10 protein-coding genes and 1 pseudogene are annotated in these 15,075 nt (G+C 53.7%); all 11 read left to right on the forward strand.

Going from position 1 to position 15,075, the window contains the following annotated elements; translation table 11 throughout:
• The first annotated feature begins 423 nt into the window (after positions 1 to 423).
• The 11 genes and pseudogenes from speD (at position 424) to XI25_RS23295 (ending at position 15,059) form a co-directional block, all read left to right on the forward strand.
• Positions 424 to 822: an adenosylmethionine decarboxylase gene (gene speD, locus XI25_RS23245; RefSeq protein WP_046680478.1), complete on the forward strand. Its 399-nt coding sequence runs from the start codon at positions 424 to 426 to the stop codon at positions 820 to 822.
• A gap of 352 nt (positions 823 to 1,174) precedes the next feature.
• On the forward strand, positions 1,175 to 2,581 hold the full coding sequence (gene hemA / locus XI25_RS23250) for a glutamyl-tRNA reductase (protein WP_046680479.1): 1,407 nt from the start codon (positions 1,175 to 1,177) through the stop codon (positions 2,579 to 2,581).
• A gap of 17 nt (positions 2,582 to 2,598) precedes the next feature.
• Positions 2,599 to 3,423 carry a cytochrome c biogenesis protein CcsA gene (gene ccsA / locus XI25_RS23255; RefSeq protein WP_046680480.1) on the forward strand — a complete coding sequence of 275 codons (825 nt, stop codon included), beginning with the start codon at positions 2,599 to 2,601 and terminating at the stop codon, positions 3,421 to 3,423.
• 7 nt (positions 3,424 to 3,430) lie between these two features.
• Positions 3,431 to 4,078: a precorrin-2 dehydrogenase/sirohydrochlorin ferrochelatase family protein gene (locus XI25_RS23260; RefSeq protein WP_046680481.1), complete on the forward strand. Its 648-nt coding sequence runs from the start codon at positions 3,431 to 3,433 to the stop codon at positions 4,076 to 4,078.
• Between the two features lie 2 nt (positions 4,079 to 4,080).
• A complete protein-coding gene (hemC, locus tag XI25_RS23265) occupies positions 4,081 to 5,037 on the forward strand; it encodes a hydroxymethylbilane synthase (protein ID WP_046680482.1) in 957 nt (318 codons plus the stop codon).
• 4 nt (positions 5,038 to 5,041) lie between these two features.
• Positions 5,042 to 6,598 (forward strand): uroporphyrinogen-III C-methyltransferase, encoded by a 1,557-nt coding sequence (gene cobA / locus XI25_RS23270; RefSeq protein WP_046680483.1) that lies wholly within the window; start codon positions 5,042 to 5,044, stop codon positions 6,596 to 6,598.
• A 75-nt stretch (positions 6,599 to 6,673) separates the two neighbouring features.
• Entirely contained in the window at positions 6,674 to 7,675 is a 1,002-nt protein-coding gene (gene hemB, locus XI25_RS23275) for a porphobilinogen synthase (protein WP_046680484.1), read from the forward strand.
• A gap of 65 nt (positions 7,676 to 7,740) precedes the next feature.
• Positions 7,741 to 9,006 (forward strand): annotated as a pseudogene (gene hemL, locus XI25_RS23280) (glutamate-1-semialdehyde 2,1-aminomutase); the annotation flags it as partial.
• Positions 9,003 to 9,917: an RluA family pseudouridine synthase gene (locus XI25_RS23285; protein ID WP_046680486.1), complete on the forward strand. Its 915-nt coding sequence runs from the start codon at positions 9,003 to 9,005 to the stop codon at positions 9,915 to 9,917. The pseudogene hemL and the gene XI25_RS23285, both read left to right, overlap by 4 nt.
• A gap of 209 nt (positions 9,918 to 10,126) precedes the next feature.
• On the forward strand, positions 10,127 to 11,575 hold the full coding sequence (locus tag XI25_RS23290) for a LysM peptidoglycan-binding domain-containing protein (RefSeq protein ID WP_046680521.1): 1,449 nt from the start codon (positions 10,127 to 10,129) through the stop codon (positions 11,573 to 11,575).
• 817 nt (positions 11,576 to 12,392) lie between these two features.
• Positions 12,393 to 15,059 carry a valine--tRNA ligase gene (locus XI25_RS23295; protein WP_046680487.1) on the forward strand — a complete coding sequence of 889 codons (2,667 nt, stop codon included), beginning with the start codon at positions 12,393 to 12,395 and terminating at the stop codon, positions 15,057 to 15,059.
• Positions 15,060 to 15,075 lie beyond the last annotated feature (16 nt).

Genomic DNA, 15,075 nt, shown 5'->3' on the forward strand with positions numbered 1-15,075 from the left:
CCTTCCGGTATGCCGGAAGGCTTTTTTTCATCATAAGCCAAGCATAAATTTCATTCATGGTTGGCTTCATGCCTTGCAGAAACGCCGTCGTTTTTTTAGATGCGGAGCATTTTCGGTTTAGTAAATCCGACATTGGAAATAAATGATAAAGAGCGGGTAAATGCGGCTTGTCTTCCATGATCCATCGGTTGATTTGCCTCATATGCTGATCTGTAAAATATTTATCGCCACAATTTTCAAAAATGTATTGCATTTCGCCCTCATAGATGTTATTTTTAATCTCGTTGAAAAGAATATAGGAACCAGGATTCACTCAGGACATGTAATGTTGCGAGAGATTATTCCCTCGGGAAGTGAATGACGTAGGTCCTAGCGGATGAAATTTTTCAAACATTTTATTCCTAGGAAGGGGGAAACCGAAAGATGGAATACTCAACTTTCGGAAGACACGTTGCTGTTGATACTTGGGGAGTCGACTTTGAACTACTGAACAATGCTGAATATTTGCAAGCTCAGATGGTGGAAGCCGCTGAAGCCTGCGGAGCAACGGTAATGTCCGTCCAGTCCAAGCAATTTGAGCCGCAAGGCGCTACGGTTCTTGTACTGCTGTCGGAAAGCCATCTCTCTATTCATACTTACCCTGAGAGAGGTTTTGCTGCGATTGACTGTTATACCTGCGGGGAGACGGTGGATCCGCAATTGGCTATTGATTACCTGGTATCCGTTTTGAAACCTGAAAAATGCTATGCGAAAAAGCTCGTGCGAGGTTTGGGCGAACTGACTGTCGAAACGCCTGAGATGAAGCAGGCTGAACTGGTGTAACCAAGCATCTAAAAAGTGTATATTGATAACCATGGACCTTTTCCATGGTTATTTGTTTTTAAGGGCTGTTCGAACCAATCGCTTTTGATCAGGCTGCTAACTTGACGTCGGCGTATATCTGCACCTAAAACATACCACAATAATAAGAGCGGCCAGACAAGGGTTTTTAAGTGATGGAAAGATTAAAAAGATGGGGATTTCATAAACATTTCATAAAATAGACAAGGGTTTTCGACATCCTGTGATATAATTATCATGGTCAAAAGAAAGCGTATATCATAAAGGACAATTTTTGGGACCTTAAATGCAGATAGAGCAATGCTTTAATAACCATTAGGCAGGTGAACATGCAATGCACATCGTCGTTGTTGGGTTGAACTATCGCACGGCGCCTGTGGAAGTCAGAGAACGCTTTACATTCGCGGAGCAAGATTTGCCCGAGGCGTTGAAACAGCTGAAGTCGACCAAGAGCGTATTGGAGGGCGTCATTGTTGCTACCTGCAACCGTACCGAGATATATGTCGTGGTCGACCGTCTTTCCATGTGCGGCTATTTTATCCGCAGCTTTATGGAGCAGTGGTTTGGCATTAAACGTGAAGAATTTACGAAGCATCTATATATATATGAAGACGAGCAGGCGATTTCCCATCTGTTTAAGGTGAGCTGCGGGCTGGATTCCATGGTCATCGGGGAAACCCAGATCTTGGGCCAGGTGCGCAATGCCTTCTTGAAATCACAGAAGGAAAAGGCGACGGGAACCTGGTTTAACATGCTTTTCAAGCAAGCAGTGACGCTGGGGAAACGTGCGCACTCCGAAACTTCCATCGGAGAAAGCGCCGTTTCGGTCAGCTATGCGGCGGTTGAGCTGGGCAAACGCATTTTCGGGACGTTCCACGATAAAAAGGTGCTTATCCTGGGCGCGGGAAAAATGAGCGAGCTGACCGTGAAGCATTTGTACGCAAACGGGGCAGCCGAGGTGTTTGTGGCTAACCGGACGCTGGCCCGCGCTGAAGAGCTTGCCCTGAAGTTTAAAGGTACGCCGCTCGGCATGGAGGAGGCAACGGAACGCCTGCACGAGGTCGACATCGTCATCAGCTCGACGGGAGCGAATGACTATGTGATCCGACCGATGTTGGTGAACGAAACCATGAAGAAGCGGCAAGCCCGTCCGCTCTTTATGATCGACATTGCCGTTCCGCGGGATATTGATCCTGACGTCGGCGACGTGCAGAACGTCTTCCTGTATGATATCGATGACCTGGAAGGCATCGTGGAAAGCAATCTCGAAATGCGCCGTGCGGAAGCGGCAAAGATCGAAACGATGATTCAGGAGGAAATGGAGGCTTTCCACCAGTGGTTGAAGACGTTGGGGGTCAGACCGGCCATCCGGGCGCTTCAGGACAAATCGAACAGCATTCATGAGGAAACGCTGGAGAGTCTGTTCAACAAGCTGCCTGAACTGGATGAGCGGCAGCGCAAAGTGATCCGCCGTTTGACGAAAAGCATCGTCAACCAGATGATGCATGATCCGATCAACCGGATCAAGGAGATGACGGGGGGCAAGCAGGCTGCGGAGGCGCTGGACTATTTCACCCAGATTTTTGCCCTGGAAAGCTTGATCGAAGAGAATGAGCAAGGAGCGGAAAGCAAGGCTCTGAACAACGTTTCCACAATGGAGGTTGAAACTCCCGTTAAATCCGCGGAACAACCGGCCGAGCGGAAAACGGTTCAGATGTCCCTTGCCCCAGCCGCTCTCTAAGGGCGGGTGACGAAACCATGTCGCTAAACCTAATCTATGATATCGGCATTTGTATTTATGCCCTGAGCCTTCTGTTTTATATCTCGGATTGCGTATCCCGCAATCGGGCAGCAAAGCGGATAGGCACAGGGCTTCTTGTCGTTGCTGCCCTGTTTCAGCTCGTGGCCGTCCTGCAGCGCGTCATCGAAACGGGCATGCTGCCGGTGTTTACCTCATTCGATTTCCTTCTGTTGTGTTCGTTCGGCGTGACGTTAACTTCCATAGCCATCACCTTCGTGAAGCGTGCGGAATTTGCCGCCCTGCTCTTAAGCGTGGTCGGTTTTTGCGTCACCGTGCTGAACCGCCTGCTGCTGACGACGGGTTATAACCCGCTTGAAGCTTGGGATCCCGTAAAAGGGCTGCTCGTTTTCCATATCGCGCTTGCCAGCGTAAGCTTAACGGCCTTGACCGTGGGGGCGGTTTTTGCAGGAATGTACTTGTTTTTGCACAGCAAACTGAAACACAAAAAATGGAATGACGTGATCCGCAGGCTGCCGAGTTTGGAAATACTCGATAAATATTCGTACAATGCTCTTTTGATCGGAACGCCGGTCCTCGTATTGTCCCTCGGGTTGGCCATATTTTCGGTGGCTACGGAAGGCCGGTGGACGCTGCTGGCGGATCTGAAAGTGCTGTCCACGAGCGTTGCTCTGGGCATATATGTCAATTATTTTGTGAGACGACGGATTCAGCGCCGTTCCGGCCTGGAAACCGCAAGATGGGCGCTGATCGGCCTGGCGTTCATCGTGCTGAATTTCTTCTTGAACGCTTGGTCCGAGTTTCACAGCTGGTCGGGGGTGTGAAACGCTTATGGTTCAATATGTTCCGGTCATGCTGAACTGCGAGGGGAAGAGCTGCCTGATCATCGGCGGAGGCCCGGTAGCGGAGCGTAAAGCGGAGACGCTGATTGAAGCCGGGGCCGCTGTACATATCATTAGTCCGAATCTGAGCGGGAGACTGATATCCTTGGCGGAAGAAGGGGTTGTGCGCTGGACTTGCAGGGAATATAGAGAGGGAGACCTCGAAGGGGCTTTTTTGGTGTACGCGGCTTCCTTTCCTCCCGAAGTGAACGGGAAGGTGGCGGCTGAAGCCCGAAGGCTGGGCATTATGGTTAATGTGGCGAGCGACGGGGAATCCGGCGATTTCATCAGTCCTGCCGTCCTGAGACGGGGCCGGCTTACCGTCGCCGTATCGACGGCGGGGGCGGGGCCGGCTGCCGCCGTAAACCTTTGCCGCAGGCTGGAGGAAGAATTGGGCGACGAATTTGAAATGTACCTGGATTTTTTGCATGAACTGCGCGTTGCCGTTAAAGAGAAAGTCCGGTCCCAGACCGCCCGGCGGAAGCTTTTGCGAAAAATAGTTGAAATCGATATACTACAGGACATACGGCGGGGGGACTTTATCCCGTGGAGTCCGGAACAGATCGATCAGTGGATCACTCACAATCAGGAGGAGTAACGATGCGTACCATTGTAGTTGGCAGCAGACAAAGCGCGCTGGCGCTTACCCAGACCGGGCAGGTCATCGATGATTTGACGCGGCTTGCAAAAGAGAACGGGTTCGACTATCGGTTTGAGGTTAAAAAAATAGTAACGAAAGGCGACCGCATTCTTGACGTGACCTTGTCCAAAGTGGGCGGTAAAGGCTTGTTCGTCAAGGAAATCGAGCAGGCGATGATCGACGGCGAAATCGATATGGCCGTTCACAGCATGAAGGACATGCCCTCGTTCTTGCCTGAAGGGCTGACAACCGGCGCGGTTCCGCGCCGCAAGGATCCCCGCGACTGTTTGATTTCCATGGAAGCGGACAGCCTGGACAAGCTGCCTCAAGGCGCCAAGGTAGGCACCAGCAGCCTGCGCCGTTCCAGCCAGTTGAAGGCTTACCGGCCGGATCTTACGGTGGAGTGGATTCGGGGAAACATCGATTCGCGGCTCCGCAAGTTGGAGAGCGGGGAATATCAAGCGATTATTCTGGCGGCAGCCGGACTGCAGCGGATGGGATGGGAAGATCGCATTACTTCGTATTTGCCCGTAGAGACATGCCTTCCTGCCGTCGGACAAGGGGCTCTCGGCATTGAATGCCGCGAGAACGATGCGGAGCTTCTTCGCCTTCTCTCCTTATACAATGATGAAGATACGGCACGGACGGTCGCCGCAGAACGCAAGTATCTGAACGAGCTGAACGGCGGCTGCCAGGTTCCGATCGGAGCTTATGCCGTCCTTGCGGAAGCGCCGACAGGTCATTCCCATGAAGGGCAAAAAATTATACGATTGACGGGAATGGTAGGTTCCCCCGATGGAGATCGGATACTGAAAAAATCAGCGGAGGGAATGGATCCCGACAGGCTCGGCATCCAGGTTGCCGAACAGCTGAAAGCTATGGGAGCAGAAGAGATTTTGGCACAAGTTAGGGGATGATCGGATGGCAGGCAAGGTTTATTTGGTCGGAGCGGGTCCCGGGGACGCGCGGCTGATCACGATAAAAGGGAAGGAATGCCTGGAAAAAGCCGATGCCGTGGTTTATGACCGGCTGGCGTCTCCCCGTTTTCTGAAGTGGCTGAAGCCGGGAGCCGAGAAGATTTATGTCGGCAAGCTTCCGGACAGGCACACGATGAAGCAGGAGGAGATCAATCAGCTGCTGGTCGATCTGGCGCTCGAAGGAAAAAAGGTCGTCCGGCTGAAGGGCGGCGATCCCACCATTTTCGGAAGGGTGGGGGAAGAAGCGGAACTGCTGTACCGAAACGGGATACCTTTTGAGATTGTCCCGGGAATCACATCTTCGATCAGCGTTCCCGCGTATGCCGGGATACCGGTGACACACCGGGATCTTGCCTCTTCACTGTCGATCATTACAGGGCACGAGAGCCCCGACAAGCTGGACCGCATGATCCAGTGGGACAAAGTGACCAACGCGACAGGGACCCTTATTTTTATGATGGGAGTTGCCAAAATCGGGTATATCAGCCGCCAGCTGATGGCTCACGGAAGACCGCCGGAAACGCCCGTAGCCCTTGTACGCTGGGGCACGCGCGCGGAACAGGATACGATTACCGGCACGCTCGAGAACATCGAGCAAAAAGTGAAAACCGCCAATTTTCAGCCTCCCGCCGTGATCGTTGTCGGGGAGGTTGTCCTGCAGCGGGAGCACTTGAAGTGGGCTGAGCAGTTGCCGCTTTTCGGCAAAAGAATTCTTGTGACACGGTCCCGGAGCCAGGCCAGCGAGCTTGTCGGCCGCATCGAGGAGTTGGGCGGCGAGCCTTATGAATTTCCGGTCATCGAAACGGTGATGCCAACGTCGGAAAAGGCTTTGTCGGATATCCGACAAGCGTTGGATCGGCTGGTCTCTTATGATTGGGTCTTTTTTACGAGCGTGAACGGAGTGGAGTATTTCTTCCGTCACTTGAGCGAGGCAGGCAAAGATATCCGGTCACTGGCACGTGCAAGAATCGCGGCGGTCGGACCGGCGACGGGGGCTGCTTTGCGCGAACGCGGTATCGCCGCGGAAGTTCTGAAGGAACGATACCAGGCTGAGGGGCTTGTCGACGCGTACGGCGAACAGATGAAGCCAGGCCAGCAGGTTCTTCTGCCGCGGGGGGATCTCGCAAGGGATTGGCTGCCTCGGCAGTTGAAAGAAATGGGTCTTGGGGTAACCGATATCAAAACTTATGAAACGGTACTGGCCGGAGAAGACGACGACGAATTAATGAAGCTCTTCGAGGAAGGCGGAATCCATGCGGTTACGTTCACGAGCTCGTCCACGGTTACTAACCTTCTTCGCATATTGGAAAAGATGGGAAAGACCCCGCCGGCAGAACTTCTGCGGGATTCCGCGGTTGCCTGTATCGGACCGCTGACTGCCGACACGGCCAGAAAAGCCGGCCTTCACGTTTCCATGATGGCCAAGGAAGCGACGATCGACAGTCTGGTGGAGGCTCTGTGCGAGTGGAATAAGGATGAGCCGAGGCGGCACCGCGACTGATTGAATATATTTTGAGCATTCATAGATATGCATCTAGGGAATGAACGACAATTATTTAAACTTGGAGGGAATAAAATGGGCTTTCCGATTGTGCGCCACCGGCGTCTGCGCCAAAGCGCGGGCATCCGCAGCATGGTTCGCGAAACCGTGTTGAACGTGGAGGATTTGGTACAACCGATATTCGTAACGTATGGAAGCGGAATAAAGAATGAAATTACTTCGATGCCCGGCGTGTATCATTTCTCATTGGATACGCTGAAGGCGGAAGTGGACGAAATCGCTGCGCTGGGCATTCCGGCCGTGCTGCTGTTCGGTATTCCGGAAACGAAGGACAGCGTCGGGACATCGGGCTTTGCCGATGACGGAATCGTTCAGGAAGCAACGCGCCTGATTAAAGAGTGGCATCCGGACCTGCTCGTCATCGCGGATACATGCCTTTGCGAGTTTACGGACCACGGCCATTGCGGCATGGTACATACCTTCGAGCGGGACGGACACGTCCATGGGGACGTCATCAACGATGAGTCCCTGGAACTGCTTGCCCGGACGGCGGTATCGCAAGCGAGAGCGGGAGCCGACATTATCGCTCCTTCCAACATGATGGACGGTTTTGTACAGGCGATACGCAAGGCTCTGGATGAAGCCGGCTTCCAGCATATTCCGATCATGTCCTACTCGGTCAAATATGCCTCCGCATTTTACGGGCCCTTCCGCGATGCGGCCGACTCCGCTCCCCAGTTCGGGGACCGCAAGACCTATCAGATGGACCCGGCCAATATGCGGGAGGCGCTCCGCGAAGCCGAGAGCGACGTGCTTGAGGGAGCCGATATGCTGATGGTGAAGCCGGCTCTTGCCTATCTCGACATCGTCCGGCTGCTTCGCGACCAATTTGATCTGCCGTTGGTCGCTTATAACGTCAGCGGCGAATATTCCATGATCAAGGCTGCGGCCGAGCGCGGATGGATTGACGAGAAAGCGATCGTTATGGAAATGCTCACGGGCATGAAACGTGCCGGAGCCGATATCATCATCACGTATTTTTCCAAGGATGCGGCGGGCTGGATACGGAACCGTTAAGATAGTTATGTCATCGGACAGATAGGAGTGGCGAGAATGAGCAAGGTAAACGAAAAGAGGAAGCTTCGCGTACGGCCTTTGAAGAGGCGAAGCAGTATATCCCGGGTGGCGTGAACAGCCCGGTCCGGGCGTTCAAATCGGTAGGCCTGACCCCGATTTACATGGATCGGGGAGAAGGCTGCCGCGTGTACGATATTGACGGGAATTCTTTTATCGACTACGTGGGATCTTGGGGGCCGCTGATTATGGGTCATGCGCATCCCGAGGTGGTGGAGGCGCTTCGCGAGACGGCGATGAAGGGAACAAGCTTTGGCGCGCCGACGCTTTTGGAGACGGAAATGGCCAAGCTCGTTTGCGAACGGGTGCCGTCGGTGGAAATCGTACGGATGGTCAACTCCGGCACGGAAGCGACCATGAGCGCGATCCGGCTCGCCCGCGGTTATACGGGACGTTCCAAAATCATTAAATTCGAAGGGTCTTATCACGGCCATGCGGACAGTTTGCTGATCAAAGCGGGTTCGGGCATCGCGACGCTCGGCCTACCAGATAGCCCAGGCGTTCCCGAAGCGGTGGCCACGACCACGATTGCCGTTCCATATAATGACCTTGAATCGGTACAGCTGGCATTCGAGCGCTTTGGCGAAGAGATCGCAGCCGTCATTGTTGAGCCGGTGGCCGGCAATATGGGCGTGGTTCCGCCCCGGGAGGGTTTCCTCGAGGGACTGCGCAAGGTGACGTCCGATTACGGCAGCCTGCTTATTTTTGATGAGGTGATGACCGGTTTCCGGGTCGATCTTCACTGTGCCCAGGGACGTTTCGGGATCGAACCGGACCTGACATGCCTCGGAAAAGTCATCGGCGGCGGACTGCCTGTGGGCGCCTACGGCGGAAAGAAGGAAATCATGAACCAGATTGCCCCTGCCGGTCCGATTTATCAGGCGGGCACGCTCAGCGGCAACCCTCTGGCTATGGCTGCCGGATATACTACATTGAAGCTGCTGACACCGGAAATATACGATCAGCTTGAGGAGCGGGGAGCCCAGCTTCAGGCCGGGCTTGAGCAGAACGCCCGCGAATTCGGCATTCCGCTAACCATCAACCGGGTCGGCTCGATGGTTTGCCCGTTCTTTACGGATCAGCAGGTTGTTAATTTTGACACGGCGAAGACGAGCGATCTGGATTTATTCCGCCGCTATTTTGCAGCCATGGTTCAGGAAGGCGTCAGCGTTCCGCCGTCCCAGTTCGAAGGCATGTTCATATCCGCGGCTCATGCTGAGGCGGATATCGAGGCGACCATCGAAGCCAACCGCCGTGCCTTGAAAAGCCTGTGAGCTACCGGGGAAGCTGGGCCCGGCGGGGCGAATGGCTGGAATTGACGCCAGGAAAAGCACTCACCGGCTTGACGGATCGGGACGAAGCCACGGACAAGTGGCTGACGGATACCGTTTTCATGCCGGAAAAGCTGGCGAAAAAGCTTCGTCATAACGGAGGAATCCAGTGGAGGGGGGATCGGCTGCGGCTGTCCCTCTTTCCTTCCAGAGAAGCGGGAATCGAGCCGATATGGGCCGAATTGGATGTTCTGTACGAGGATGACTTCTGCCTGGTGGTGAACAAGCCGGCGGGGATGGCGGTTCATCCGGACGACCGCGGTAATGAAACGACGCTGAACCATGCGGTCGCTGCGTATTATGAGGCATCCGGAACGGAGGCCGCCGTACGGCATATCCATAGGCTGGACAAAGATACGACAGGGCCCGTGCTCTACGCCAAGAACGAGTATGCCCAGCTCAAGCTGGACGAGGCGATGAGAAAAAAAGAGATCGTCCGGATCTACGCGGCGCTGGTTCAGGGCCGGGTATCGCCCGACCTGAAGGTTATCGATCTGCCGATTGGCAGGGATCGGCACCACGCCCAACGGCGCAGGGTTTCCCTGACCGGCCAGCATGCGGTTACCCGGATACTCGATGCGGAGGTTTACCGGGAGGCAAGTCTTCTGTACCTAAGTTTGGAGACGGGACGGACACATCAGATCCGCGTCCATCTGAGCCACATGGGGCATGCGATTCTGGGTGATTCGCTCTATGGAGGGTATTCCGTTAGCTTTGACCGCCAGGCGCTGCACGGAGCGCGTCTTTGCTTCGCCCATCCGTTTACGGGGGAAGAGGTGGAGATTGAAGCGCCGTGGCCGGATGACCTGATCCGGCTGAAAGAGCAAATGGCAAGCAAGCCTTTTCCTCGATAAGGCGTTGTCCATGGTATTATCCCCTTCAAGCAGACACTCGAGAAAACCTTATGTTACCCATGAGGATCGAGTGGAACTTGAAGGGGATATTTTTATGTATGAAGAACGAAACGGCAAGAACCGCATCGGCTATCCGGTCCTTGTTCCTCAAAAGAGGCATGCTCACCTATTTTCGGCATATAGATAAAATGAGTGACGACAACGGGCTCATGCCGCGGGACCCGCCGCGGATAGTATATGCCAAAAAGGAGGACATTCCCGTGTTCGACCAGTCCTACGGATTGCGGTTTGATATTTACGAACGAATAATTTTAGCGGAAGATCTGCCGGGAATTGAAGAGCTGGAAGAGGCCGAATTGATCCCGCATATCCAGGTTATCAGTCAGGAAGAGCAGGCGACGCTTCGGGGTCATCTGCTTTTGGCGGGCCTGTATAAAGGCGATACCGAAGAGGGAGAATCCGAGCCTCTGGAGCATTGGATACCTGTGGAAATCACCGTTCCGCTGAACCGGGTGACATCGCTTGAGGACATTGCGGTGGAAATCGAAAACTTTGATGTGGATCTTCTCTCAAAGCGAAGCCTGAACATTACCGGCGTGCTATCCCTAAAAGGAATTCAGGCAGCCGTTCAGGAAGCGTCGGACGGAGCATGGAATGATGAGGAAATCACGGTGGTACATGCTCCCGACATGCCTTCGGAAGACCATGCCGATTTTCGGGAAGCGGACCGACAGACGGCAGAACCTCAGGCTGAAACGGGGCAGGCCTTTGGTCACCAGGAGGCATTCGATAGCGGCTCCGCGACGGTCCAGGCAGCCGGTTACGTGTTCCAGCCTCCTGCCGATCCGGCATACCCGGATGAAAAGCCGGTGCCTGCAGACGGATTCAACGCTGCATACGGGAATAATGTCGAAGCTGCCGCCCCATACGGCGCATATGAATCCGTGACGGAGTTACATAGGGACCCGTTTGCGCAAGCAGGACAGCCCGCCGATACCGATGCGGTCGAAGAGCCCTTTACGGTTCAGGCTCAAAGCGGTTCGGAACCGTCGAACCCGAATGTATGGAACTTCGAGCGTGCACCGGAGACGCAGAATGAAGAGCCTGTCCATGAATCCGGCATTTTCCCAGGGATTGCTACCGAGCGTCAGGATGAGGAGGCACCGGCGCATTCCTCCGTACCGGAGACATCGGTTATCGAACCGCTAGAGACCTATGCCGAGGCGGAGGCCCTTCAGGAGGAGGTTTCCGCGGAAGAGACTGCCTTGCAAGAGGAGCCTTTGGCAAAACCGGAGCTAAAGGTTGCTTTTTCGAGCAAAAACAGCACCGTCAACAATACCGGAGGCGTGGGATTCTCCTCCCTTTTACAGTCCAGCCGGACAGTTCAAGAGCAGGAAGCCGCCATCCGCGAGGAGGAGGAGCCTAAAGAAGAAACGGCTGAGCCAGCCGCTGCGGAAGACGTGCAGTGGAAATCGCTGTTTCTTGGCGGCCGCCAGGAGGATACCCCTTTCCGCAAGGTGAGGCTGTGCATTGTCCAACGGGAAGAGACGCTGGAGGCCATCGCGGAGAGGTACCAGCTTAGTCCGCGGGAACTGCTTCTTTATAACCGTTTGTCGGACCAAAGCGTGGAGGAAGGCCAGATATTGTACATCCCCTGACCATTGCCCTCATCATGGCGCATCTAAAGGGTTGATCCATGACCGCACATCAAGGATGTGCGGTTTTTGCTTTGGAAATACAACAATTCCTTCGCGTTATGGCTCGAAATATTGACTATGGTCAGCAAGAAGGTTATAGTTGTCTATAGTCATCACAGAAAAAGCGGAATACAATAAAGGAAATTACCAACCAACAACGAAGAACGGGAAGAGTAGGAAGAGATGGCCTTCAGAGAGCGGAATTGCAGCGCTGAGAGATTCCGCAGGAACCAGCTTGCGAAAAGTCGCCCCGGAGTTGCCTGCTTGAGCTTTGCACGTACTTTTAGGGTGTAAGTTAGAGCATGCCGGCTGCAGCCGTTACCTGTATAAAGTGTCGCATCGCTTGATCGATTTGAGATGGGCGTTCAGCCGGAACGGCGAGAAAGATCAAACGCTGCGAAACAAAGGTGGTACCGCGAGAGAACTAAAGCCTTTCGTCCTTTGAGGACGAAGGGCTTTTTTTGATGATATAGGGATGCATAACATCTTCCGACTGCTTCCCTGTATCGCAAGAGAAACTTATTCTGCTGCATGCGGTCCGTCCTCTTTGGGGTACGACGATAGACGTTTTTCTTTAGATATCAGAAAGCATAAACTTCGAAGCATGGACCTTCCTGATACCGCAAGAAAAACTCCCGCTAAATGCGGTCTGTCTTCTGAGAAAGTACGTCGATAGACGTTTTTCTTGTTGCCGGCCACAAACGAAAGTTCTTACGGTTAAAAACGGCTAAAACCATTCTGTATGGCAATGCTTACTAAGTAACGGAGGTAAGAGATTATGGAACACAAGGAAAACCAGACCCCGGCTCAAATGCCGACAACGTACGACCCCAAAGCGGCGGAGCAGAAATGGTACTCGTACTGGAAAGAGGGAGGCTTTTTCAAAGCGGGACAGCGTCCCGATGCCGAGCCCTTCACCATTGTCATTCCGCCGCCGAATGTCACCGGCATGCTTCATATCGGACATACGCTGGACTTCACCCTTCAGGATATCCTGATTCGCGTAAAACGGATGCAGGGTTATGACGCGCTGTGGCTGCCGGGCTCCGACCATGCGGGAATTGCCACGCAGACGAAGGTGGAGCAGAAACTGCGCGAGCAGGGCATCACCCGCTACGATCTCGGAAGAGAAAAATTCCTGGAGAAAGTGTGGGAGTGGAAAGAACAATACGCGAATACGATCCGGGATCAGTGGGCCAAAATGGGACTTTCCCTGGATTACTCCCGTGAGCGGTTTACGCTGGATGAGGGGTTGTCCAAGGCGGTTCGCGAGGTTTTCGTCAAGCTTTACGAAAAGGGCCTGATCTACCGCGGAAAATATATTATTAACTGGGATCCGGCCGCCCGCACGGCATTATCCGACATCGAAGTCGAATACAAGGAAATCCAGGGCCACCTTTATCATTTAAGCTATCCGCTTAAGGATGGAAGCGGCAGCATTACCGTAGCCACCACCCGTCCGGAAACGATGCTCGGCGATACGGCCGTGGCCGTTCACCCGGAGGATGAACGGTATAAGGACATGATCGGCAAAACGCTGGTTCTCCCGATCGTCGGCCGCGAAATACCGGTTATTGCCGACGAGTACGTCGAGAAGGACTTCGGCAGCGGCGCCGTAAAAATTACCCCGGCCCATGACCCTAACGATTTTGAAATGGGCCTGCGCCATAACCTGCCGCAAATTACCGTGATGGATGAAACCGGTACGATGAACGGCTATGCCGGGAAATACGAGGGACTGGACCGCAGCGAGTGCCGGAAGCAGATCGTGAACGATCTGAAAGAATCCGGCGTGTTGATTAAAATCGAGGACCATGTCCACCAGGTGGGTCACAGCGAACGGAGCGGCGCCGTTGTTGAGCCGTATTTGTCCACCCAGTGGTTCGTAAAAATGAAGCCCCTCGCGGAAAGAGCGATCGAAGCGCAAAAATCCGGCGAAGGCGTCAATTTCGTACCGGAGCGTTTCGAGAAAACGTATCTTCAATGGATCGAAAACGTACGCGACTGGTGCATTTCCCGCCAGCTTTGGTGGGGACATCGCATTCCGGCCTGGTACTGCGGCGAGTGCGGAGAAATGCACGTGTCCCATAATGAAGTGAATGCATGCTCCAAGTGCGGAAGCACGAACCTCAAGCAGGACGAGGATGTTTTGGACACCTGGTTCAGCTCGGGGCTGTGGCCGTTCTCCACGCTGGGCTGGCCGGACCAGACCGAAGATCTTAAACGCTACTACCCGACGAATGTTCTGGTTACGGGATATGACATTATTTATTTCTGGGTAGCGCGGATGATCTTTACGGCACTCGAATTTACGGGCGAAAAACCGTTTAAGGATGTGCTCATGCACGGGCTTGTTCGCGATGCCGACGGCAAGAAAATGTCAAAATCGCTCGGGAACGGCGTGGATCCTCTGGAAGTTATCGAGAAGTACGGTACGGACGCCATGCGTTATATGATCTCCACAGGCAGCACGCCGGGCCAAGACCTCCGTTTCCGTTGGGAAAAGGTGGAGCAGGCGCGGAACTTTGCGAATAAAATCTGGAACGCATCGCGATTTGCGTTAATGAATCTGGAGGGCTTTAAACATAGCGATATCGATATCACCGGTGATCTCGGTACCGCCGATCGCTGGATTCTGCATCGCCTGAACGAAACTTCACGGGATATTACGCGTCTAATTGATGCGTATGAATTTGGCGAAACGGGTCGATTGCTCTACAATTTCATCTGGGATGACCTGTGCGACTGGTACATCGAGTTCGCCAAACTTGCGCTTTACGGGGAAGATGAGGCAGCCAAGAAAAATACCCAGTCGGTCCTCGTCTACGTCCTGGATCGCACGATGCGCCTGATTCATCCGTTCATGCCGTTTATCTCCGAGGAAATTTGGCAGCACTTGCCTCATGAAGGCGAAACGGTCATGCTGGCTTCCTGGCCGGCTTACGATCCTTCTTTGGAAAACAAAGAGGCCGTAGCCGAAATGGAAATGCTTATGGACGTTATCCGTGCAGTCCGTAATATCCGGGCGGAAGTGAATGTGCCGATGAGCAAAAAAATCGAGCTTAAACTTAAAGCATCCGACGAGCAGGTACTCAAAATCGTGGAACGGAACGCGGATTACATCCGCCGGTTCTGCAATACCTCCGAGTATACGGCAGGGCTTGAACTGGAAACGCCGGAGAAAGCGATGACCGCCATCGTGACGGGAGCCGAGCTTTATCTGCCTCTGGCCGGGCTGATTGACATTGACCAGGAGATTGCCCGACTGGAAAAAGAGTTACAGCACCTGAACAGCGAAGTTGAACGTGTAGAGAAAAAGCTGAGCAACCAAGGGTTTGTTGCCAAAGCCCCTGCCAAGGTCATCGAGGAAGAGAAAGCCAAGCAGGCCGATTATACGGATAAACGGAACAAAGTCATTGCCCGGATTGAAGAGTTAAAAGGATAAACCCTAGAATATTGAC

The organism is Paenibacillus sp. DMB20 (assembly GCF_000987955.1).
GTDB lineage: Bacteria > Bacillota > Bacilli > Paenibacillales > Paenibacillaceae > Paenibacillus_AQ.